Origin of the sequence: Burkholderia sp. AU31624 (genome assembly GCF_020420065.1) — a bacterium.
Classification (GTDB): Bacteria; Pseudomonadota; Gammaproteobacteria; order Burkholderiales; family Burkholderiaceae; genus Burkholderia.
The window spans coordinates 253,894-276,286 of sequence record NZ_JAIZRT010000006.1 but is presented as its reverse complement, the minus strand read 5'-3'; the positions used below and the strand labels follow the sequence as shown (position 1 = coordinate 276,286).

Here is a 22,393-nt window from a genome sequence, read left to right as displayed (position 1 = left end):
GCGCCCGTCGATGCGGGCGCATTGGAACCCGGGGGTGACCAACAGGACAAGGTCCTCCCGATTTTTTATGAACGAGGTCGCGAGACCTGCCTCTTTTTTTTGAATGGAGCTTCACGAATGAACAAGACGCTGATCGCTGCAGCAGCTGCAGTATCGTTCTCCACCGTCGCACACGCGCAAAGCAGCGTCTCGCTGTACGGCGTGCTGGACGCGGGCCTGACCTATCAAAGCAACGTCCAGACCGCATCAGGCCAAGGCAAGTCGCGCTTCTCGATGGGCTCGGGCATTGACCAGAGCCGTTTCGGCCTGCGTGGCTCGGAAGATCTCGGTGGCGGCCTGAAGGCGATCTTCACGCTGGAAAGCGGTTTCAACCTCGGTAACGGCAAGTTCGCGAACGGCAACGGCGGCATGTTCAACCGCCAGGCTTTCGTCGGCCTGTCGAGCCAGTACGGCACGGTCACGCTGGGCAAGCAATACGACGCGACGCAAGACTACCTGGCACCGCTGACGGCAACGGGCTCGTGGGGCGGCACGTACTTCGCGCACCCGCTGAACAATGACCGCCTGAGCACGAACGGCGACGTCGCGCTGAACAACACGATCAAGTACACGAGCGTGAACTATGCCGGTTTGCAGTTCGGCGGCACGTACTCGTTCTCGAACAGCACGAACTTTGCGAACAACCGCGCATACAGCGCCGGCGTGTCGTACCAGTTTGAAGGCCTGAAGCTGGGTGCGGCGTACTCGCAAGCGAACAACGCCGGTCTGTCCGCGACGGGCGCGGTGAACCCGTCGGTCGATTCGATCAATGGCACTGCATACGGAATCCAGGGCCGCAGCCGCACGTATGGCATCGCGGCAAAGTATGCATTTGGCCCGGCACTGGTTGGCGCGGCATGGACGCAATCGCGCCTCGATAACCAGACGAACGGTGCCGGTACGCTGCGCGCCGACAACTACGAAGTCAACGCGAAGTACAACCTCACGGCGGCTCTCGGCCTGGGCGCAGCCTATACGTATACGAATGCGAAACTGAACGGTAACAGCACGCACTGGAATCAGTTCGGCGTGCAAGCCGACTACTTCCTGTCGAAGCGTACGGACGTCTACGCTCAGATGGTGTATCAGCGTGGTACGAAGGGTGCCGGTTTGGGTTCGTCGATCTACAACGGCGATATCAACGCGTTCCCGAGCTCGAAGGTCAGCCAGACTGCGGCAACGGTTGGCCTGCGTCACCGCTTCTAAGCGTCACGGCGGTCGTTCCGCATGGGCGGAACAAACGGGCACGATTCGCGTTTTAATGGACGCCTCGCGCAACCTCGACGAACTTCAACACCGACGATCCGTGTTTCGGTTCGAGTATGGCGTCGACAGATCCCGCGTCGCAGCCTCGTGCAACTACCAAGTTGCCGCAAGTTTCCCTGTATGGTCAAATGACCATATCATTTGACCAGTTTTGGTGTAGCCCCCTGATTCGGAAGTCGCGTCTCGGGGGGCAAGAATTTGCCTGCCAAGCAGGGTGCGATGAAGGCGAAACAAACGGATGGTGGCCGTCGCCCGTCAACTGTCTGCCGACAACGTGATCCACGGCGCCGCTGACTGTCGGCCGACCACGCAGCCCTATCGTTGCGACGAGGGATGTGTCTCGCGTGTTCGAGGCATCCCGGCATATTCACGCGCGTGATGAGGAGATTGGCGTCGCGCAATTATTCAAACGGGACAGAGGAGATTGGGTATGGAAAAGATCTGGCTTGATGCCTATCCGCCGGGGGTTCCGGCAGAGCTTGATTCAAGCGCGTATCGAAACATCACTGCGTTGATCGAACAAAGCTTCAGCAGGTTTCACGCGAAGCCGGCGTTTGCGTGCGATGGCAAGCAGATCACCTATGGTGAGCTCGACGTGATGTCCCGAGCACTGGCCGCGTGGCTGCAGTCACGCGGCCTCGAGCGGGGTGCGCGGGTCGCCATCATGATGCCGAATGTGTTGCAGTACCCGATCTCGATTTGTGCGGTGTTGCGCGCCGGCTACGTTGTCGTCAACGTCAACCCGCTCTATACGCCCCGCGAGCTGCAACACCAACTGAATGACAGCGGCGCGGAGGCGATCGTCATTCTCGACGGCTGCACGGCAACGCTGGATGCCATCCTTGCGCACACGCAGGTGAAGCATGCACTGGTTGTCGCGCAGGGCAACGCTTCCGGCGCGGAACGGAAGCCGAGCCCGTATACGACATTTGACGACGCGATCGAGGAGGGACGTCGGGGCACATTCGTACCGGCTTCCCAGTCGCCGGACGATATCGCTTTTCTCCAATATACGGGCGGGACAACCGGGGTGTCGAAAGGCGCGACGCTGTTGCATCGGAACATCGTCGCGAATGTAGTGCAGTCGGACGTCTGGCTCAAACCGGCTCGCGATTTGCGCCCTGACGTGACGCAGCTCATCACGGTGGCTGCACTTCCGCTCTATCACATCTTTGCGCTCAATGTTTGCTGCCTGTTGACGATTCACATGGGTGCGCTTTCCGTACTGGTGCCGAATCCGCGGGACATCGGCGGGATGATCGAGTCGCTCGCCGGATACAAGATCACGAATTTTCCGGGCGTCAACACGCTCTTCAACGCGATGCTCCATCATCCTGAATTCCCGCGCCTCGATTTCTCCAATCTGCTGCTGGCCAGCGGTGGCGGGATGGCCACGCAGGAAGCCGTCGCCAGGCGCTGGAAGGAGATGACCGGCGCGCCGATCATCGACGGATACGGGCTGTCCGAGACATCACCTTGCGTCGCGGTCAATCCCGTGACCGGGAGTGAGTTCAACGGCACCATCGGCCTGCCGTTGCCTTCCACGGAAGTGTCGATCCGGGACGACGACGGCAACGAATTGCCGCCCGGCGCAGCCGGAGAGCTGTGCATTCGTGGCCCGCAGGTGATGGCGGGTTACTGGCAGCGGCCGGACGAGACCGCGAAGGTGATGACCGCGGATGGCTTCTTCAGATCGGGTGATATTGCGTCGATCTCGGAAGCGGGCTTCGTGCGAATCGTCGACCGCAAGAAGGACATGATTCTCGTATCCGGTTTCAACGTCTACCCGAACGAGATCGAAGAGGTCGTCGCCAACCACCCCGGCGTATACGAGGTCGCGGCGATCGGCGTGCCCGACGAGCATTCCGGAGAGGCCGTCAAGCTGTTCGTGGTCAGGAAGGATCCGGCGCTGACGTTCGAAGACCTGATGGCGTTCTGTAAAGGCCAGCTGACGGGTTACAAGCGCCCGAAAAGCATCGAGTTTCGCGACAGCCTGCCAAAGAGCAACGTCGGGAAGATCCTCCGGCGCGAGTTGCGGGTGTTGAACAATTGACGTGGTGACCGAGGTGATGCCGGGAGATTGAGTGGCCGGCATCACCCGTCTCCTAACCGGCACGTGAATGGCAGCGCGGAAAAAGTCCGGCGCGCGTCGGCGCCTGGTGCGATGGCGCATCAGGCGCGCTGGCGACACAAAGTCCGCTCAAGCATCCGCGGAAACGTAGGCAAGGCCCGCAAGAGCGGGGCTGCCGCCCCATTCGTGCTGCGGGTAAAGGCGCGTTCCGTCAGACGACTTCGAACAAGCCGGCTGCCCCCATGCCGCCCCCCACGCACATCGATACGACGACGTAGCGCGCGCCGCGTCGTTTGCCTTCGATCAGTGCGTGTCCAACCAGGCGGGCGCCCGTCATCCCGTACGGATGGCCGATCGAAATGCTGCCGCCGTTGACGTTGTATCGGGCCGGATCGATTCCCAGCTTGTCGCGGCAGTACAGCACCTGGCAGGCAAATGCCTCGTTGAGCTCCCACAGTCCGATGTCGTCGACTGTCAGGCCATGAAGCTTCAGGAGCTTGGGGATCGCGTAGAGGGGGCCGATGCCCATCTCCTCGGGCGCATTGCCGACGACGGTCATGCCGCGATAGATGCCGAGGGGCGTTGCGCCGATCTGTTCGGCGGTCTTGCCGTTCATCAGCACGCAGGCGCTTGCACCGTCCGACAGCTGGCTGGCGTTCCCGGCGGTCACCACGCCACCGTCAATCACCGGTGCGAGCGCTGCGAGCGATTCGAGCGTCGTGCCGGGACGATTCCCCTCATCCTGCGAGAGCGTGACCTCCCTCCGCCACGTTTCGCCGGTCGCCTTGTCGACGACCAGCATCTGTGTCGTGATCGGGACGATTTCGTCCGAGAAGCGGCCTTCCTTTTGTGCGGCGGCAGTGCGCAGCTGGGAATCGAGCGCGTACTGATCCTGCACGTCCCGCGCGATCCCGTATTTGCGGGAAACGAACTCGGCGGTCTCGAGCATCGGCATGTAGGCGGCGGGCTGCACGGCCAGCACGTTGGGATCCTGGTCGGCGCGCGTCCACTCGAAGTAGCGCGTCTGTACCGCCGAGATGTTTTCCTGGCCGCCCGCGACCACCACCTGCATCCCGTCGCACATGATCTGTTTGGCGGCCGTGGCGATCGCCATCAGGCCCGATGCACATTGGCGGTCAAGCGTTTGCGCGCCGACCGAAGCAGGCAGCCCGGCCGCCAGCGCACCTTGTCGGGCGACATTGTTGCCGGCGGTACCCGCGTTGAGCACCGAACCGATGACGGCGTCCTCGATGCGATCCGGTTCGATCCCGGCGCGCAGCACGGCATGCCTGATTGCGTGACCGAGCAGGGTGGGCGAGTGCGTGAGGTTGAATGCGCCACGATAGGCCTTGCCGATCGGCGTGCGCGCGGTGGAAACGATGACGGCATCAATCATATGACATCCTCATGAATTAAACGAAAGCAACGAAATGGAGGCTGCGCGCACGGGTCAGAACCAATGCTCCGGCATCGTCAGGGGCGTGGTTTCCACGGGATTGAGCACCGCCAGCCACGCGGCCACCTTGGGCATTTCCCACCCGAAGAAGTAGTCGCACGCGGCGAGCTTGCCGCGATGGAAGTCGCTGCCGGTGGGGCCGCTCTCGAGCGTGCTGGCCACGAGCGCCTGATCGAGCCAAAGCCAGCCGACGACGACATGGCCAAATGCTTCGAGGTAGGCCGCCGCATTCGCCAGCTGGAGCTCCGGGTCGTCGAGCCGGTGCAGCGCGTGGGTGACGAGTCGGATGCGCTCCCACGCGCATTCGAGCGTGTCGGCATGGCCATGGAGCGGACGGATCGACCGTGCCTTGAACACCGTCGCGGCGATTTTCCGGTCGAGCGCATTCATCGCGGCGCCGCCGTTTGCACGTGTCTTTCGACCCAGCAGGTCGAGCGCCTGGATACCGAATGTGCCTTCGTGTATCGGGTTGAGCCGATTGTCGCGATAGAACTGTTCGACGTTGTATTCGCGCGTGTAACCGTAGCCGCCATGAACCTGAATGGCGAGATCGTTGGCGACGAGACCCCATTGGGACGACCAGCTCTTGACGACGGGCGTGAGCAGGTCAAGCAGGCCATGCGCGTCCTCGCGGTCGCAGGCGTCTTCCTGCGAATGGATATCGTCGCTCAGTCGAGCCGCATACAGGCACAACGCGAGTGCCCCCGACACATAGGCCTTTTGCGCGAGCAGCATGCGCCGGACATCGGCATGACGAATGATGGGGACCTGTCCCGACGCGGGCGATCGGTCTCCGCGTGTCCGGCCCTGCAGGCGCGTCTTCGCATAATCCAGCGAGTGAAGGTAGCCGGTATAGCCGATCGCGGCGGCGCCGAGGCCGACCGAGATACGCGCCTCGTTCATCATGTGGAACATGTAGGCCAGGCCTTTGCCGGGCTCGCCGACGATCTCACCGATGGCGCCCGCTTCGCCTTCCGGGCGGTAGCGACCCTCACCAAAGTTCAGCAGGCAATTGACGGTGCCGCGGTACCCCATCTTGTGATTGATGCCGGCGAGTACGACATCGTTTCGCTCGCCGGGCAGCCCGTCGGCGTCGATCAACTTGCGCGGTACGGTGAAGAGCGATATCCCTTGAATGCCCGGAGGAAGCTGGCCGTTTTCGTCGGGAATCTTGGCCAGTACCAGGTGGACGATGTTCTCGGCAATCTCGTGATCGCCGCCGGAGATCCACATCTTGTTGCCGAACAGGCGGTAGCGGCCATCCCGGGCCGGAACCGCGCGCGTGCGGATATCGGCAAGACTCGACCCGGCTTGCGGTTCCGACAGGCACATCGTGCCAAAACATCGCCCTTCCGCCATGGCCTTGACGTAGGGCTCGACCCGGTCGCGCTCGCCGTGGGCCATCAGCAAATTGGCGTTGGCGATCGTGAGAAAGGCGTAGCCCGCGGTTCCCGGATTGGCTGCCAGCAAATACGCCATGCCGGCCCGCTCCACGGTGCTCGGCAGGCTCATGCCGTTCCACTCGTTCGGGAACGACGCGCTGATCAGGCCGGCGGCCGCAAATGCGCGCAATGCGACCCCCACTTCCGGGTTGATGGTGACGCGTTCTCCGTCGAATGCGGGTTCGTTGCTGTCGTTCTTCTTGTTGTGCGGTTTGAAGAGATCCGTGGCAAGCGATTCGTACACATCCAGCACGGAGGTGTAGTCGAAGCGGTCCTGCCCGGCAAATCGTGGCCGATGGGTAAGCGATTCGACCTGCAGCCAGTCGAAAAGAATGAACTCCACGTCGCGGCGGGAGAGGGTGAGTTCGCTAGTCATGGCATCGAATGAGTGTGTATCTGGTGTCTTGGCGCGATTTCGAATCGCTTCAATAAATTCAGGAATGCGAAATTATGGGTTCGAAGCGATCGAGATGGGAGACGCTGGAGGACATCATGGGGTGATCGGCATCGTCCATCCCGCCACGACATCGGGGTGATCGATCACGCATATCCAGAGGCGGCATGCATGGAGCGATTCACGTGGTTTCCAGGGGGACGGCATATCCATACCAATGTTGATCAAATGACCAAGTCATGTGGCCGATGAAATTAGCATGGTGTTCATCGACGGTCGATCGTGGTTAACCCGTCGCTTTCCGAACCGTCCGTCATTGAAAGAGGTGCGGTCGATTCGACGCAGTCATGCGGTGTGTGATCAATCCCTGGTTCCGGTCGGAACTCGACCGGAACCAGGGTGAAGGACGCAAGGAAAACAGGGCACGGGCCGGGATCGAAGCACGTGTCGCATCCGTTCCGGAAAGCGGTGGCGGGGCAGCTCAGATGTCTGAAGCAACCGGACGTGGCATGATCACGTCACCGTCATGCAAACACGTCGGCAACATATCTGCCATGCTCCCGCTCCATCGTGTCGATCCACGCGCTGGCGATTTCATCGTTCGCTCCCGTTGCCTCCTGATAAATGCGGGCAAGCGTGGCGCGTACGGCAGGCGCCATATTCTTTCCATCCCCGCAGACGAAGACGGTGGCGCCTTGCGCAAACAGTGCGGCGATCTTCTCGCGCTCCAGCCAGACTTTGTCCTGAACGAACCGGGCACCTTCCTCCGGTCGGTTCGAGTAAGCCGGCATCACTTCGACCACACCGCATCGAGCCCATTCGTCGAGTTCGTCGCGATAAAGAAAGTCGACGTCGGGGTCATCGATTCCGAAGAAGAGCAACGACTTGCCGACGGTTTCCCCCTGCTGCTTCTGTAGTGCGCGCTCTTGCAGGAAGCCGCGGAATGGGGCGATACCGGAACCGGCACAGATCAGGATCATCGGAAGGCCGGTCTCGGCGGGTGGCCGAAAGTGTGCATTCGATGGCCTGACTGCAACGGACAGGCTGTCCCCGGTGTCGAGTCGCGCAAGATACGACGACGCCACCCCTTCATGGCGACCATTGCCGGAGAGCGCCGGTGCATCGACCACGGCTACCGTCAGCGTGACATGGTCTGCTTTCCAAAGCGGGGAAGACGAGATCGAATACTGGCGTGCTTTCAGCGCGGGCAGCATATCGAGGAATTTTTCGAGCGGCAGATCGACGGATCCGAAGCGTTCGAGCAGATCCATGACGGTGGTCCGCTTTCCGAGGATCTCGCCTTCGAAATCGTCGGCGCTCAGGCGCTCGAGCTCGACCTTCTCGGGAGGGCAACGCGTGGCGGCGGCCAGGGTCGATACTTGTGATCGGGTGGCAGGAACGGCGAGTTCGACATAGCTCGAGAACAGGTCACCACAACTGATGGGCTGGCCGAGCGGAAGGCGCGGATTACTTGACGTGCCTTCAATCACCACCGGCGTGTCCCAGCTCACGCGAAACCGGCGCAAGACGCGATCGACGTTGTTTTTCGAGTTGCGCGGCAGAACAGCCAGGTAATCTCCCGATCGATACGTCATCGCTTCCGGCAGTTTCAGTTCGATATGCTTTTTGGAGCGGCTTCCGGCCACGCTGATATCGACCAGTTCCCTGTTGTCGACGATGGACGCATGCGCCATGTCGCCGAAGTTCAGCAATTTTTCACGGGTGTTCTCGGCGAAACTGACTTTCAGTGCGGTATCACCATGTTGCACGGTCGAGACTTCCTTCCCGGCACTGATCGCAAAGCGGTCCCACATTTCGGTATACCAATTGTCAAATTCACCGAAGAAGTCGCCACCGGAATCGAGTTCGCCTCTGACGTGCACTCTCGTGGCACCGGCCTTCTCGAGCGCCTCATCGACTCGCTTGGGAATCGCCTGGTAGGTCCGTGCCCATTGTTTGTTGCCGCACCCGAGTACCGAAAAATGGACACCGTCCAGCGCGCCTTCGCCGAGTGCTTCGACATACGGGACGAATGATCTGGCGTTGTCGGGCGGCTGTCCTTCGTAGGAAGCGGTGACGATCACGATGGCCGGATACCCGTCGAGCTTTCCCGCGAAATCGTCGAGGGGCGCGCACGTCGCGTGAAATCCGTGACGACTCGCGTCTCCTGCAATGCGTCTTGCAAAGGATTCGGCGGAGCCCGTATTTCCCCCGAAGAGGACGAGCATGCTCGACACGTCTTCGCTGGCAGGGAGCGACTGAACCGGGGCGACGCTCGGGTTTTGCGCGCTCGGGCGGGCGCGAACGGCCGTATCGGGCACTTTGAGCGCACCCCGGGCCCGCGGTTTCACGTTGATCCGGAAACCGGTCGGCTTAAGCGTAAGCGTTTCGGCGACGTCCAGCTCGTAGTCCGGATCGGCGAACGAGAAATCGAATCGCTGAAGCAGCATGATCAGGACGAGATGCGCTTCCTGCATCGCAAACGGGCGGCCGATACAGGCACGTGCCCCATTGCCGAAGGGCTTCCATGCATTGGGCGGGAGTTGCTCCGCATTCTCCGGGGCAAATCGCTCCGGACGAAACGCCTCGACGTCCTCGCCCCAGACGCTCACATCCCGATGCAACATGGGCGTCAGGATCATGATGATGTCGTCGGGAGAAACGGCATATTTCCCGCCGAACGTGGTGTCGGCGAGCGGCGACACGGCGAATGCCGGCGCGGTCGGCCAGATTCGCAATGTCTCCATGAGGATGTGTTCGATGTAACGCAGTCGCGCGAGATGCTCGATCCGCGGGGTCTCGCTGCCCACCACCTCGTCGACCAGGTCCCGTGCTTTTTGCAGGATGTCCGGGTTCTTGAGGAGGAAATAGGTGGCAAAGGACAGGAGCCCGCTGGTCGTTTCATGTCCGGCGATGAGAAAGGTAATCATCTGGAAGACGATGTTCTCGTCATCGAGTTTTTCTCCCGTCACCGGATCGACGCCGTTCAGCATTCGGTCGAGCAGGTCCATCGACGCCTCGCTGTCGTGCGGGTGCTTGCGCCGGTCCTCGATCATCTTGGTCGCGAGCGATCGCATGACTTCGATGTCGGCGTCGAACTTGCGACTGCGATTGATCATCAGCTTCGACACCAGTTTGGGTCGCAACTCGCGCTTTCCGGCCTCGCTGAGGGTGTTGACCATGGCATCGACAAACGGATGCTGATCTTCACGGTAGAAGCTGTTGAAACGACAATCGAACGCACACAGGGCAATCGTATCGAGCGTCAGTCGCGTCATGTGATCGGACACGTCGACCGGCGTCTCCGGGCCGAACCGCTCCCAATGGAGAAACATCTGGTCGGCGATGTCGACCATTTTGTCGAACATCGACCAGATACTGAGCGGGCCGAACGCCTGCATCAGCACGCGATGCGCCTTGGCCCAGTTCGGTTCGTCCCCGAATGCCGTAAATAACCCGTCGCCGATCGCCGGTCTGAGTTCGAGCAGCGACTGGTGCACGCACTTCTGAAATCGGCTTTCATCACACACTTCATTCACGAGTGTTTGGCCGCTGACAACGTAGTAACCTTGGCCGAACACCTCGAACCAGTAGACCGGCCCGTACTTGCGCGCGAGATCCATCATCTTGGCAAGCGGAGACGGCCCGAGGACCTCCATCAGATGACCGATGACGGGTTTCAGGGGCGGCTGGGGGACGAGGGATGAGGATTTCATTTCAATAGCCTTTCAGAGGTATGTCGACGCATCACATCTCAATCTATTGAACGAATGTAAAATAGACAAAACCACGTGTCCAGAGCTTTTTATGCCACCTGATGTAAGCCCTAATCCCGCCGATCCCCGCTTTCAACGGAGTTACGACGCGCTCGTTCGCGCCGCGACCGAGCTGCTCGACGACGCGCCGCTGAACACGCTCAGCATTGCCCAGCTGGTGCAGCGCGCGGGCGTCGCGCGTCCCACGTTCTATCAGCACTTTCCCGACCTTCAATCGGCTGCTCGGCGGGCGGCGATGGTGAGGCTCGACCACGCGTTTGCATTCGTCGAGGAGCAAGGCAAGCTGATTAACCCGCCGAATACCACGTTCATCCGGTCAATGGAGGTGGAAACCGCGCTGATTCTCGAGCATCTGCATGCGCATCAGTCGTTCTATCTGACCGTATTCAACGACGCGGCAACATCGGCGTTTTTCGATGAACTGGTGACCTTCGTTTCCGGCCGGCTCCTTCCGCCCTATGAAGGCGTCCGGACGCAAGCAGAGCAGGATTGCCTGACGGTGCTAGGCGGGGGATTGGTCTGGACGGCGGTGCACTGGCTTCGCCAGGGCGCCATGCGCGAAACGCCGGAGGCCATGGCGAAGCGCATGGCCCGCACCGCGGCGACGATCCTCGACGCGTTCGGGCTGACGCTCGGGTTCGCTCAGGCGGATTCGGAGTAGCGAGAGAGGGCGCACGGGAGGCGGGCGGGTTGATCGACATGCGCCGCCCGTGTGCCGAAGCGACTCGGATCGAACGCGTTGCGCAGGAATGGCATCTTCGGTCGTGTCACCAACCGGCAGTTATTGGCCGATACCGATGATCGCGAGGCTCAGTTGGTGTGATCTTCGCTTTGAAAAGCAGTTTGCATTGCTTATTGTGCGTGCGTTAGCTGCGACGACTCATTGCACTGCTTCCACATGCTCCGCAAATGGAATGCGGTGGGGAATGCTGGCGCAGCGTGCCGAGGCGTCGGCGCGCTTCCGCCAGTGGTCACCGATTACCGCTTCATCGCCTCCGCCTTTTCGTGCCCACGTCGCGCTCACATCGGCTGATGAAATCGCCCGCGAGCGGCCGGATCGGGAAGCCATGCCCATATTGACTCGCGGCGCGGGCGCCGGCAAAAGCTGGATGAAATGTGACGTCCGTAGTGTTCCGTGGGGAGGGCGGCGGAATCCGTTGACGCTCCGACTGGCAAGGGCCTTCGAATGGGTGAGCGGTTGATGTTTGCCGAGCACCTGTTCGCGCCGAGATTTTCAGTGCTCGCCGGGTGGCACGGCGAATCCGGACTTTGGTTGGCCAATTGAATCGACTGGGACACGAGCGTTGTTTGACTATGGATGCGAATCACACCGAGCGTCTGATGTGCATTGATGGACGGAACCTTACCCCTGCGGCACGATCGTCCGTTCAGACTCAGGCTCCGCACAACGCGTGGCACCGGCTATCGGCGCTCCGGGGGGGCACCGGTCTCTGCGACGCCGGGCTCGATGGCAACTTTAATTCTCGTCGGACAATCCCTTGATTCACAAGGGTCTCGCGTTTCTTGGTCGGCTGAGACCGGCGCAGTGACATTTTTCCTTCGCAAGCGGCGACGACTTTATTTTGGTCTACGCACGATGTGCCGCGTTCCGTGTTCATCGTCATGCGCCGCTCAGCCGTCGCGCTCGATCGCCGCGCCGCCGACAGCCTTGTGCAGCGCGACAACCGCGAGGCTTTGCTTCTCGATCGCCTCGACCGAGGCCAGGTCGGCCTCGCGGGTCGCCAAGCCTGCTTCAATGCGCTCGATCCGGCTTGCCATCCCGCGTTGCCAGAGCAGCGCGGTGTGAGCGTCCGTGCGCCGCGCGGCGTCGACGTGCAGTGCGAGGTCCGCCGCGCGGCGCCGCTCGGCCGCGAGCGCGTTCAGCGCGTTTTCGGTTTCCTCTATGCCTTCGAGCACGGCGTGCCGGTACGCGACGATCGCGGCAGCGAGTTCCGCTTCGCGTGCACGCACGGCCGCGCGGCGCGCGCCCCAGTCGAGCAGCGGGATCGTCACGGAGAGCGCGCCCGAGCCGACCGTGTTGCGTCCCGGCAGTGGCATGCCGACCAGATTGCCGCTGATGACGATGTTGCCGACCAGGTTCAGGCGCGGATAGAGTTCTGCGGTCGACACGCGCAGCTCGGCCGCCGCCTGCTCGACCGCACGCTCAGCGCGGCGGATGTCGGGCCGTGTGCGCAACAGGTTCGCCGGCACGGCCTGTAGCGCGATGGGCGGCACGGCGGGTTGTGCGCGTGCGGCGAGCCAGCGGTCGTCCGGTTCCGGCTCGCCGGTGAGCAGCGCAATGCGTTGCGCTGCTTGCTGCTCGACCTGATCCGATGCCGCGCGGCGGGTCGCGAGCTCGGCGGCGCTGGCGAGCGCGCGCTCGACGTCGAAATCGCTGGCGACGCCCGCCTTGCGTTTCTCGCGGGTCAGCACGATCCGTTCGCGCTGGTCGGCAACGCTCTGCGCGAGCAGCGCGCTGCGGCGCTGTGCACCGCGTAGCTCGATGTAACAGCGCACCAGCTCGGCGACAACCGTCATGCGCGCCTGCTGCCAGTCGGCCTGCGCGATACCCACACCCGCGCGCGCCGACGCGGCGGTGGCCGCGAGACGGCCGAACAGGTCGATTTCCCACGACGCATCGAAGCCCGCCTGGTAGTAGCCGCTGGCGCGGTCGGATGGCACGAACGGCGCGTCGTCGGACGGAAATGCCGTGCCGCCCGCTTCGCTGGCGTATTCGCGGGATCCGTCCGCGCCCGATATGCGCTGCTGCCGCTGCAGCTCGCCGCTCATACCGATCTGCGGCAAGCGCGACGCGTCCGCCTGCCGGGCGATCGCGCGCGCGGCCTGCAGGCGATAGCCGGCCTCGGCGAGCGTCAGGTTGCGTGACAGCACGGCGGCGACCAGCGCGTCGAGCGCCGGATCGCGGAACACGGCCCACCAGTCAGCGGGCGCAGGCGCGACCGTCGGCGCGGGCTCGCCGCGATTGCGCCAGTCGGCCGGCACAGGCTGATGCGCATCGGGCAACAGCGCCGGTTGGACGCAGCCGGAAAGCAGGCCCACACCAACCACCAGCGCGAGACCGCGCATCCACAGGCCGAGCAGCCGGCCTGGCTTCCTGTCATCCATGACGCTCATGTTCGCACTCATTCTCGGCAACGCGGCTTGACGCATCGACCCAGCCGCATAATAATAGATCGAGTAGTCAGTCTATTAAATATTCGAAGCAACGTCCAGTGCGGAGTGCATGGTGAGAAAGGTCGATCCGGAAAAAGTGGAAGCGAAGCGGCGTCAGATTCTGGACGCGGCGATCGAATGTTTTGCGCGCAACGGTTTCCATGGCACATCGACGGCGGCGATCTGCGCCGCCGCAGGCATGAGCCCCGGCAACCTGTTTCATTATTTCCCGACCAAGGCGGCGATCATCGAGGCGATCGCGCAGGAAGACCGGCAGGAGTCGGCCGAGCTGTTTGCGCGATGGGCGGGCGCTGACGACGTTGTTGCCGCGATCGAAGCACTGGCGCTCGAAAAGATGAAGGCAGCCAGCGAGCCAATCTATGCGCGCATCAGCATCGAGGTCGCGGCCGAGGCATCGCGCAATCCGGAGATTGCCGCGCTGTTCGCCGAAAACGAGGCGCATGAGAAGGGCTTGCTCGCCGCGTTGGTCAAGCGCGGCATCGCGCAGGGGCAGATCGACCCGACGCTGAAGCCGGATCTGGTCGCTACGTGGCTGATCGCGCTCGCGGAAGGCGCGGTCGGTCGGGTCGTGTTCGAGCCCGGCTTCAAGACAAAGACGCATGCACCGATGTACCTGCTGATCATCCGGAGAATGCTGCAGCCGCAATGACGCGCGCGGCCGTTCGCCGCGTGACTCCCTTCCTCTGAAGACTCCCATGATTCGGAAACAACCCGCGACGGGTGCCTTGTTGTGCTGGAAAGCCGTTGCGCGCGTGCGCTGCGGCCTCGTCACGTACATGCTGCTGATGGCGCTGGTGGGCGGCGCAGTGAGCCTGATGCCGTCGCTAGCGCATGGCGAGGTCGCGCCGCGACCCGCGCCGGCCATGCAGCGCGTTACGGTCGCGACCGCCGGGCCGGCCGTGTTCGCGCGCACGATCCGGCTGACGGGCACAGTCGTTGCGCGTGACGACATCGCGATCGGTACGCCGCTGCAGGATCAGCGCGTGACGGCCGTGCTCGTCGAGGAAGGCGATCGCGTGAAAGCCGGCCAGATCCTCGCGAGGCTCGACACCACGACGCTCGACGCGCGGGTGCGCGACGCACGCTCGGCCGTCGATCGCGCACGTGCCGCAGTCGCGCAGCAGCAGGCGCTCGATGCCGACGCGCAGGCCGTGTGGCGCCGCATCGAGCCGCTGGGCCGGTCCGGCGCGGTGAGCGACCAGCAGGTCGACCAGCAGCGCGCGCAGGTCGCGGCGGCAGCGGCAAACCTGCGCGGTGCGCGCGCGGACGAGGAACAGGCGCTCGCGCGGCTCGCCGAGGCGCGCGCGGAACGCGACAAGGCCATCGTCAGCGCGCCGACCGATGGCGTGATCGCAAGCCGCGCCGTGCGCGCCGGGGCGCTGGCCGGCGGCGAGCCGCTGTTCCGGCTGATCGCCCGCGGCGAACTTGAATTCGATGGTGACGTGGCCGAACGCGAGTTGGGCGCGATCCGCGCCGGGCAGCGCGCGACGATCGTGTTGCCGGACACGCCAGGCACCGTCGACGGCACCGTGCGTCTCATCGCACCGCGTATCGACCCGCAAACCCGGATGGGCAAGGTGCGCGTCGCACTGGGCGATGCGTCGCGTTTGCGGGCCGGCGGCTTTGCGCGCGCGGAGCTTGCGGCCGATCGTATCGAGGTGCCGGTGGCCGTGCCGCAACGCGCAGTCACGTTCGGCGCGCAGGATGCGGCATTCGTGTCGCAGGTCGACGCGGCGGGCCGCGTGACCCGCCGCGCGATCGTTGCGGGACGGCGCGACGGTGCATGGATCGAGGTGCGTAGTGGCCTCAAGGCGGGCGATCACGTCGTTGCAGTGGCGTCGGCGCTGGTGCGCGACGGCGACATCGTGCAGGCAGCCGGCAACGGCGTGGCGGGGGCGAAATGAGTCTCCGGCTGTCGTCGTGGGCGATCCGCCGCCCGATTCCGACCATCGTGCTGTTCGTCGTGCTCGCGGTGGCGGGCTGGATGGCGTTCCTCAAGCTGCCGATCAACGCTAATCCGCGCGTGGATTTTCCGATCGTCGCGGTGGCGATCGCGCAGGCGGGCACCGCGCCCGCCGATCTCGAACATGCGGTCACGCTGCCGGTCGAGCGTGCGGTGTCGGGGCTCGCGGGTGTGCGGCACATCACGTCGACGGTCGGCGACGGTCTGTCGGTCACGGCCGTCGAGTTTCAGCTCGGCGTCGATACGGCGCGCGCGTTCAACGACGTGCGCGAGGTCGTGGCGCAGAACCGCGCGAACCTGCCGCAGTCGATCGAGGAGCCGATCGTCACGCGGTTCGAAGTCGAAGGCGGCGCGATCCTCAACTATGCGCTGCGCGCGAAAGGACGCAGCGTCGTCGAGCAGTCGTGGTTCGTCGACGATACGCTCAGCCGCGAATTGCTGGCCGTACCGGGCGTGCAGCGCGTGCAGCGGCTCGGCGGCGTCGACCGCGAGATCCGCGTGCAGCTGCGCCCGGAGCGGCTCGAGGCGCTCGGCGTGACGACCGACCAGGTCAATGCGCAACTGGTGCGTACCAGTGTCGACGTGCCGGGCGGCCGCGCGGTACTGGCCGGCAGCGAGCAGTCGGTGCGCACGCTCGGCGGCGCGACGTCGGTCGACGCGCTCGCCGCAATGCCGATCGCGCTGTCCGACGGGCGCTGGGCCACGCTGTCCGACCTCGCGACGATCCGCGATGGCGCGAGCGACGCTCGCTCGCTCGCGCGGCTCGACGGCGCGGAAGTGGTCGGCTTCGCCGTGTATCGCGCGAAGGGCTCGAGCGATACGATAGTCGCGTCCGGCGTACAGGCGGCGCTCGAACGCCTGCGGCGCCAGCACCCAGACATCGAGATTCGCGAGGTGGCGTCGATGGTCGACTACACGCTCGCAAGCTACGACGCGACGATGGCGACGCTGATCGAAGGCGCGGTGCTCACGGTGCTGGTGGTGTTCTTCTTCCTGCGCAGCTGGCGCGCGACGCTGGTCGCGGCCGTCGCGCTGCCGCTGTCGATGCTGCCGACTTTCGCGGTGATGCTAGGGTTCGGCTACACGCTGAACAGCATCACGCTGCTGGCGCTGACGCTCGTGATCGGCATCCTGGTCGACGATGCGATCGTCGAGATCGAGAACATCGAGCGCCATCTGGATCTCGGCAAGCGGCCGTTTCAGGCCGCAATCGACGCGGCCGACGCGATCGGCTTCGCGGTGGTCGCGATCACCGCGACGATCGTCGCGGTATTCCTGCCGGTGAGCTTCATCGGCGGTATCGTCGGCCGGTATTTCACGCCGTTCGGCGTTACGGTGTCGGTCGCCGTGCTTGCGTCGCTGTTGGTCGCGCGGCTCGTCACTCCTTTGCTGGCCGCCTACCTGATGCAGCCGAAGCCCGCCGGCGCGCTGGGGCACGCATCGGCTGCCGGTGCGCCGCCCGGGCGCGTGCTCGGCCGCTACCTGGCGCTGCTGGACTGGGCGCTTCGGCACCGGCGCACATGCGTGTTCGCGGGCGCGGCGTTCTTCGCCGTGTCGCTCGCGATCGTGCCGCTGCTGCCGTCCGGCTTTCTGCCGACCAACGACGTCAGTCAGTCACGGATCGAGGTGACGCTGCCGCCGGGCACGCCGCTCGCGAAAACCGACGCGGTGCTGCAGCAGATCGCCGCGGAGGCGCGTCGCCGCCCCGAAGTGCTCGCCGCGTTCACGACGGCGGGCGGCGAAGATGCGTCGGGCACTACCGACGTGTCCACCGGCACGGTGATGCTGAGACTCCTGCCGGCGGGGCAGCGCGAACTCGGCCAGAAGGCGTTCGAGCAGTCGCTGCGCCCGGCGCTCGACAAGCTCGCGGACATCCGCTACGCGTTCCGCGCGGACGGCGCCGCGCGTGACGTGTCGATTATCCTCGTCGGTGCCGATCCGGCACGACTGTCGGCAGCCGCGTCGGCGCTGCAGCGCGACATGCGCAATGTGCCGGGCATCGCGAACGTGCAGGTCAACGAACCGCTGGCGCGCCCCGAGATCCAGGTGCGGCCGCGTTTCGACGAGGCGGCGCGCGCGGGCGTGACGACCCACGCGATCGGCACCGTCGCGCGCATCGCGACCGTCGGCGACATCAATGCGAATTCGGCACGCTTCAACCTGCGCGACCGGCAGGTGCCGGTGCGCGTCGCGTTGCCGGAGGCCGAGCGCGGCGACCTGAATACACTGCGGCAACTGCGCGTGGCGACCGACGGCGGAACGAGCGTACCGCTGCAGGCGGTCGCGGACGTCGATTTCGGCAGCGGGCCATCGCGGATCGAGCGTTTCGACCGCTTGCGGCGCGTGTCGGTGGATGCCGACCTGACGAACGGCATGACGCTAGGGACGGTGCTCGATGCGGTCGACGCGCTGCCGTCGATGCGCGCGCTGCCCGACGGCGTGCGCCGCGCTGAGTACGGCGACGCCGAGTACATGAGCGAGATGTTCTCCCGGTTCGGTGCGGCGATGACGTTCGGTATCCTGATGGTGCTCGCAGTGCTAACGCTGCTGTTCCGCGACTTCCTGCAGCCGCTGACGATCCTGACGGCGCTGCCGCTGTCGGTCGGCGGTGCGCTCGGCGCGCTGCTGCTGTATGGCGCCGCGATCGACCTGCCGGTAGTGATCGGCATGCTGATGCTGATGGGCATCGTCACGAAGAACTCGATCCTGATGGTCGACTTCGCGATCGAGAAGCGGCGCGAAGGCATGCCGCGCCACCAGGCGCTGCTGCAATCCGGCGCTGAGCGCGCGCGGCCGATCATCATGACGACGATCGCGATGGTGGCCGGCATGGTGCCGTCGGTGATCAGCACGGGTGCCGATGCGGGCTTTCGCGCGCCGATGGCCGTCGCGGTGATCGGCGGCCTGATTACGTCGACGCTGCTCAGTCTCGTGTTCGTGCCGGTCGCCTATACCTGCATGGACGACTTGCGGGCCTGGTTCGCCGTGCGGCTCGCGCGACTGACGTCGGTGACGGCGGATGATCGCGCGCAAGCTGACCGGCGTGGAGACTAGCGAAGCCCCCAGTTTCGAATAGGCTGCAGGGGAACATGGGCATGCGCGGCTCTGCCGCCGTCGCAGTTGCCGAATAGGTCCGACGCAGCGGAATCGATCCACGCCTGATCGAGGTGCGCTATTCGGCAACGTAGGTCTTGCCTCTCGCTCATACAGTCTGATGCCAGCTGTTCACGTAGACACGTAGCATCAGAGTGTCGCGATTTCTACACAAGAGTGTCGTTGCTCGATCGCTTACGTTGCGATTCGTATTGACCTCAGAAATTTCGAGATGCGACGATTGCCACGAAGTCTCGATCACGTAGCGGATTGACCAGCGGGTTGGTGGGACCCATGAAGCGGCTGTAGTTCAATCCGACCTGCCAGTTCGCCGGGTTCTGTATGAGGTTCACGTACAGGTTCATGGAGGTAACACCTCGCATGAACTGGGAGTTGATGGACGGCGTGTTACCGAACAGGCCATATCGGATGAATATCCCCGGATTGACCCGCCATCCAGAAATGAGTGTGCCGTCGTAAACCCAGTTGAAGTCGACGTCAATCCCGCCGGAGTATTTCGTTCCTTGTGCACTACCCGGTGAGTTGGGTGCGCCGCTCGAGGACAAGTCATTGAATTCATTTCCCCACGCGAGCCCGCCCGACGCGATAGGTGATCCACCATAGCTTTTGTGAAGCCCGGGATAACCAATGATCACCGTCTCGGTCGTCAGCGTAGCGGTTTGGGCACCGAGCAGCTTGAGGAACGCGCCGGAATTGCTTGGCTGGAACGAGTAGAGTGACGTCAGATGCCACTGGAATCGCTTCTCGTCGACCCAGCAGTTTCCACCTTGTGCGACGCATCCACTGGCCGGATTCAGGGGAACGGCATCTCGCGGACGGTACGAGAGCTCGGTGCCGATCGCCCAGTCGCCAACGGGGAAGTTGGCGCTGAGACCGATCATGTGACGGTCTTCCGGAAATCTGAAGACCGTCCCACCCGTCGAGCTCAGCGAGACTTGCTGGAACTTGTCGTGGTACGCGATCGTGTAGAAGCCGAGATTCAGGTCCGTTCCAGCGGGTTGGTAGCGAATGGAAAAGCCATACTGCCCGCCGTTTTTCGGATGGACGGTCGCAATGCCATACGTGTTGTTGCCGGGCCCTGTGATCTGATTGGACCAATAGCTGCCAACCGGGGGCAGATAATTCTGATTCCAGTTACTCTGGATGTAACCCTCGACGTTCACGCCGTGACCCACACCAGACGCGACACTCAGTATCGGTGCAGGAAGGACCGTTTCCTTGACTTGCGCGCCTGGTTGGGCAGCGCGATTCATGTCGATGGCATTTGTCGCATTGATCCCCCCGACTTCCCAGATGCTCTCGCCCCAGCTGACGACCTGATTACCCACACGGATGCGTGCAATCTGGTCGCCTACGTTGAACTGTTTGCTCACCCACAAGTCAAGCAACCGAGGTTTGAACCGGATGTTGCTCTCGGCGTCGGGCGGGAACCCGCCGCTGAGGCTGGGTGGGGGGGTATAGAAAAGGTTCTGTCCGCTGGTTGCGCCTGTCGTGCGGGTGCCGGAGTAATCGTATTGCCAGGTGCCTCGCGCCATGAACGCCAGCCCTTGGGAGGGCATCTTCAGGAGCAGCTCGTGGTTGCCCTTGAGATAGCTCGTGAACGGATCTCCCTTGCCGTAGTTGATGTTGCCTTGATCGGAGAGGCCACTCAACTGGCCGAGCTGACCGCCACCGGTCCTTGCGCCGGTGGCCTGGTTGTAGGTCGGCGATACGAGATTGGAACTTGGCGAGGCAGTTCGAATGCCGATGCCCGCCGATATCGTCGAATCGAAACTGCCTTCAACATTCCCGACCGTGAAAATGAACGCGTGCGCGCAGCTGGACCCGAGGGCGACCAGCGCCAAGATCGCCGTGCGTACGAAAGCCATGCTGGGCCGGCGCTTAAATGAGGACGTGATAGCCATCTGGTTGTCGGCTCCTGTCAACGCTCGCTCAATGCACGGAGATTACCTGCGAGCGTCCATGCGGGAATGCCGCTCGCGGTGCCGGCGACTTCGGTGCCCGACGGCGTATGAGCCGAATCCGTACCTTCCGCCAGCGCACCGGTCAAAGTCATCGAGACCGCGGAAGCAATGAGTGGCAATTTCGCTGTCGATCGGACGTGCGAAGCGGATTTCTTGAAAGCATGAGTCTTGACCACGGCTATCTCCTTGACCTTGACCTGGTAACGTGCGCCCGCCAAAAGGGTGCGCATAGACGAATGCAGATGAACGATCTGAAAGTTCAGTCTATTTATTAGCTATGCGAAATTATTAAGGGTGTGTTTTGCTTTATTTTCTTGAATCTGCTGACTCCAGGTCATCGTCATGACGTAGGAGTCCGCATTGCCGGGAACCCTGATGGCGTGCCGACAGTTTGCTAATGCATACAGCTATCGTGCGCTGGCCGGCCATGGTGATTACCTTTCGCGCACGAGGGGAAGTTGTCGTTCGGCGATGACGTCTATAAGCGACCGTGTCGAAGTGCAGTACTTTGCGAATTGCTCACCGCCTGGCTATCCGGGACAAAGTTTGACAAATGACTTGGTCAAATGACCATAAAATAGAAAGAAATCGGAAAGAGATTGGAAAATATTGTCATATCAATTCCGTGTCGATAAAGGTTAACCCTCTGTGGTATGAAGTCATCGTCTACAAGGCCGTTGACCTGCTCCCCGCGTTTAGTGCGGTGACGGTGGAGAGTCCGTTCCGGAGTGAGCGGTCTGAATCTTGATGACAGAACGCGCCGTGGGTGTTGTGCGGGCCTGCGGGCCGGGAGGGATGTCGCGCTCGCTGGTTCACGACGAATCACACCGCCGAATTGACGACGAAGCGCTGACTGGCTGGATGATGGCCATCGCCGCGCAGAAGCGCCGCTACGATAGAAGAAGCGGGAGGACCATACGATTGGTTTCTGGCGGGCCGGCCTTTGGTCGGCGGTTTCGATGCCTGAACGTGGTCGACGATTACACGTGCGAGTGTTTGGTCATCGAAATCGATACTTCGCTACCGGGCTGACGAGTGCAGCAAGTGCTCGAGCGGCTCACGGTGATACGAGGCGTGCCCGGATCAATCACGGTCAAAAACAGGCCGGGGTTCGTTGGCAAGGTCTGGTGCACGCGCCTACGAAGCCGGTGGAGAATGCCTATGTCGAGAGCTTCAACGGGCGGTTCCGCGATGAATGCCTGAACGAGCACTGGTTCGTCTCAATGCGGCACGCCAAGCGGTTGATTCAGGAGTGGCGTAGCCGCGACGAAAGTGGCGAGAACCTGACTAGTCAGTGAGGTCATTTCACCAATCTGGATTGGTCTGTCTTGAACAAGAAGACAGCGTTTTCACGATACACGTGCAAAAATTCAGGAAGCTAGTTGAGCAAGCACGGGGCTGACCATGCAGTCAGCTGAAAAGGTGATACTGACGACGCGCGAGCTGGACAGGTTACAGGTCTTCGGCACATGCCGGACGGCAAGGCCAAACCATGGCGTGCGGCGGAACGACCGGGATTGACGCCACGGCAGACAGTACGGCTGATCATCGGGACGCGCGGGCTTGTATCGTCGCTTGGGACGTATCACGTCCGCTTTTTCGTGTTCGGACTGGAGTGAGTAGCGATTCATTTTTGGGGCCGGCCTTGGAGACCTTGCGGGCATTGGTTCACAGCGCCGGCACAATCCAAAGTTAAATGAAATGTGATCACTC

Annotated in this window: 14 protein-coding genes; 8 read left to right on the top strand and 6 right to left on the bottom strand. The window is 62.9% G+C overall.

Annotated features, from left to right (window positions below; genetic code table 11):
• Positions 1 to 117 precede the first annotated feature (117 nt).
• Positions 118 to 1,245, top strand: coding sequence for a porin (locus tag LGM89_RS23130; RefSeq protein WP_226273995.1), 1,128 nt, complete (start codon positions 118 to 120; stop codon positions 1,243 to 1,245).
• Positions 1,246 to 1,735: 490 nt separating this feature from the next.
• The gene (locus LGM89_RS23125) at positions 1,736 to 3,358 is read left to right on the top strand and encodes a long-chain-fatty-acid--CoA ligase (RefSeq protein WP_226273994.1); all 1,623 of its coding nucleotides are present in this window, start codon (positions 1,736 to 1,738) and stop codon (positions 3,356 to 3,358) included.
• A gap of 229 nt (positions 3,359 to 3,587) precedes the next feature.
• Here the strand turns inward: LGM89_RS23125 and LGM89_RS23120 are convergent, their stop codons facing one another.
• The 3 genes from LGM89_RS23120 to LGM89_RS23110 all read right to left on the bottom strand — a co-directional run bounded on the left by LGM89_RS23120 (position 3,588) and on the right by LGM89_RS23110 (position 10,384).
• Positions 3,588 to 4,772, bottom strand: a complete 1,185-nt coding sequence (locus LGM89_RS23120) for an acetyl-CoA C-acyltransferase (RefSeq protein WP_089498480.1) — start codon at positions 4,770 to 4,772, stop codon at positions 3,588 to 3,590.
• A gap of 54 nt (positions 4,773 to 4,826) precedes the next feature.
• Positions 4,827 to 6,650 carry an acyl-CoA dehydrogenase gene (locus tag LGM89_RS23115; RefSeq protein WP_226273993.1) on the bottom strand — a complete coding sequence of 608 codons (1,824 nt, stop codon included), beginning with the start codon at positions 6,648 to 6,650 and terminating at the stop codon, positions 4,827 to 4,829.
• A 542-nt stretch (positions 6,651 to 7,192) separates the two neighbouring features.
• Complete coding sequence (locus LGM89_RS23110; RefSeq protein WP_226273992.1) at positions 7,193 to 10,384, bottom strand: cytochrome P450; 3,192 nt, start codon at positions 10,382 to 10,384, stop codon at positions 7,193 to 7,195.
• 91 nt (positions 10,385 to 10,475) lie between these two features.
• Between LGM89_RS23110 and LGM89_RS23105 the strand changes: the two genes are divergently transcribed.
• Complete coding sequence (locus LGM89_RS23105) at positions 10,476 to 11,105, top strand: TetR/AcrR family transcriptional regulator (RefSeq protein WP_226273991.1); 630 nt, start codon at positions 10,476 to 10,478, stop codon at positions 11,103 to 11,105.
• A 971-nt stretch (positions 11,106 to 12,076) separates the two neighbouring features.
• On the opposite strand, the gene LGM89_RS23100 is transcribed toward LGM89_RS23105, so the two are convergent.
• Entirely contained in the window at positions 12,077 to 13,579 is a 1,503-nt protein-coding gene (locus tag LGM89_RS23100; RefSeq protein WP_226273990.1) for an efflux transporter outer membrane subunit, read from the bottom strand.
• A 112-nt stretch (positions 13,580 to 13,691) separates the two neighbouring features.
• Between LGM89_RS23100 and LGM89_RS23095 the strand changes: the two genes are divergently transcribed.
• The 3 genes from LGM89_RS23095 to LGM89_RS23085 are packed head-to-tail and all read left to right on the top strand — an operon-like array spanning position 13,692 to position 18,656.
• Positions 13,692 to 14,288 carry a TetR/AcrR family transcriptional regulator gene (locus tag LGM89_RS23095; RefSeq protein WP_089499046.1) on the top strand — a complete coding sequence of 199 codons (597 nt, stop codon included), beginning with the start codon at positions 13,692 to 13,694 and terminating at the stop codon, positions 14,286 to 14,288.
• A gap of 46 nt (positions 14,289 to 14,334) precedes the next feature.
• Entirely contained in the window at positions 14,335 to 15,543 is a 1,209-nt protein-coding gene (locus LGM89_RS23090; protein WP_089498485.1) for an efflux RND transporter periplasmic adaptor subunit, read from the top strand.
• Positions 15,540 to 18,656: an efflux RND transporter permease subunit gene (locus tag LGM89_RS23085; RefSeq protein WP_089498486.1), complete on the top strand. Its 3,117-nt coding sequence runs from the start codon at positions 15,540 to 15,542 to the stop codon at positions 18,654 to 18,656. The genes LGM89_RS23090 and LGM89_RS23085 overlap by 4 nt, the downstream gene beginning before the upstream one ends.
• 257 nt (positions 18,657 to 18,913) lie before the next feature.
• On the opposite strand, the gene LGM89_RS23080 is transcribed toward LGM89_RS23085, so the two are convergent.
• Together LGM89_RS23080 and LGM89_RS23075 are read right to left on the bottom strand one after the other, a co-directional pair.
• Positions 18,914 to 20,620 carry a DUF1302 domain-containing protein gene (locus tag LGM89_RS23080; RefSeq protein ID WP_089498487.1) on the bottom strand — a complete coding sequence of 569 codons (1,707 nt, stop codon included), beginning with the start codon at positions 20,618 to 20,620 and terminating at the stop codon, positions 18,914 to 18,916.
• Between the two features lie 17 nt (positions 20,621 to 20,637).
• Positions 20,638 to 20,910, bottom strand: a complete 273-nt coding sequence (locus tag LGM89_RS23075) for a hypothetical protein (RefSeq protein ID WP_144023160.1) — start codon at positions 20,908 to 20,910, stop codon at positions 20,638 to 20,640.
• A 517-nt stretch (positions 20,911 to 21,427) separates the two neighbouring features.
• Between LGM89_RS23075 and LGM89_RS23070 the strand changes: the two genes are divergently transcribed.
• Both LGM89_RS23070 and LGM89_RS23065 read left to right on the top strand, forming a co-directional pair.
• Positions 21,428 to 21,712 (top strand): hypothetical protein, encoded by a 285-nt coding sequence (locus LGM89_RS23070; RefSeq protein WP_226274205.1) that lies wholly within the window; start codon positions 21,428 to 21,430, stop codon positions 21,710 to 21,712.
• Positions 21,640 to 21,978 (top strand): transposase, encoded by a 339-nt coding sequence (locus tag LGM89_RS23065; RefSeq protein ID WP_226273988.1) that lies wholly within the window; start codon positions 21,640 to 21,642, stop codon positions 21,976 to 21,978. Before LGM89_RS23070 ends, LGM89_RS23065 begins: the two co-directional genes overlap by 73 nt.
• The last annotated feature ends 415 nt before the right edge of the window (positions 21,979 to 22,393 follow it).

Coding starts and splice junctions, on each gene's coding strand:
- LGM89_RS23130 (WP_226273995.1), top strand. CDS start 118: ATGAACAAGACGCTGATCGCTGCAGCAGCTGCAGTATCGTTCTCCACC.
- LGM89_RS23125 (WP_226273994.1), top strand. CDS start 1,736: ATGGAAAAGATCTGGCTTGATGCCTATCCGCCGGGGGTTCCGGCAGAG.
- LGM89_RS23120 (WP_089498480.1), bottom strand. CDS start 4,772: ATGATTGATGCCGTCATCGTTTCCACCGCGCGCACGCCGATCGGCAAG.
- LGM89_RS23115 (WP_226273993.1), bottom strand. CDS start 6,650: ATGACTAGCGAACTCACCCTCTCCCGCCGCGACGTGGAGTTCATTCTT.
- LGM89_RS23110 (WP_226273992.1), bottom strand. CDS start 10,384: ATGAAATCCTCATCCCTCGTCCCCCAGCCGCCCCTGAAACCCGTCATC.
- LGM89_RS23105 (WP_226273991.1), top strand. CDS start 10,476: ATGCCACCTGATGTAAGCCCTAATCCCGCCGATCCCCGCTTTCAACGG.
- LGM89_RS23100 (WP_226273990.1), bottom strand. CDS start 13,579: ATGAGCGTCATGGATGACAGGAAGCCAGGCCGGCTGCTCGGCCTGTGG.
- LGM89_RS23090 (WP_089498485.1), top strand. CDS start 14,335: ATGATTCGGAAACAACCCGCGACGGGTGCCTTGTTGTGCTGGAAAGCC.
- LGM89_RS23085 (WP_089498486.1), top strand. CDS start 15,540: ATGAGTCTCCGGCTGTCGTCGTGGGCGATCCGCCGCCCGATTCCGACC.
- LGM89_RS23080 (WP_089498487.1), bottom strand. CDS start 20,620: ATGGCTATCACGTCCTCATTTAAGCGCCGGCCCAGCATGGCTTTCGTA.
- LGM89_RS23075 (WP_144023160.1), bottom strand. CDS start 20,910: ATGCGCACCCTTTTGGCGGGCGCACGTTACCAGGTCAAGGTCAAGGAG.
- LGM89_RS23070 (WP_226274205.1), top strand. CDS start 21,428: ATGACAGAACGCGCCGTGGGTGTTGTGCGGGCCTGCGGGCCGGGAGGG.
- LGM89_RS23065 (WP_226273988.1), top strand. CDS start 21,640: ATGCCTGAACGTGGTCGACGATTACACGTGCGAGTGTTTGGTCATCGA.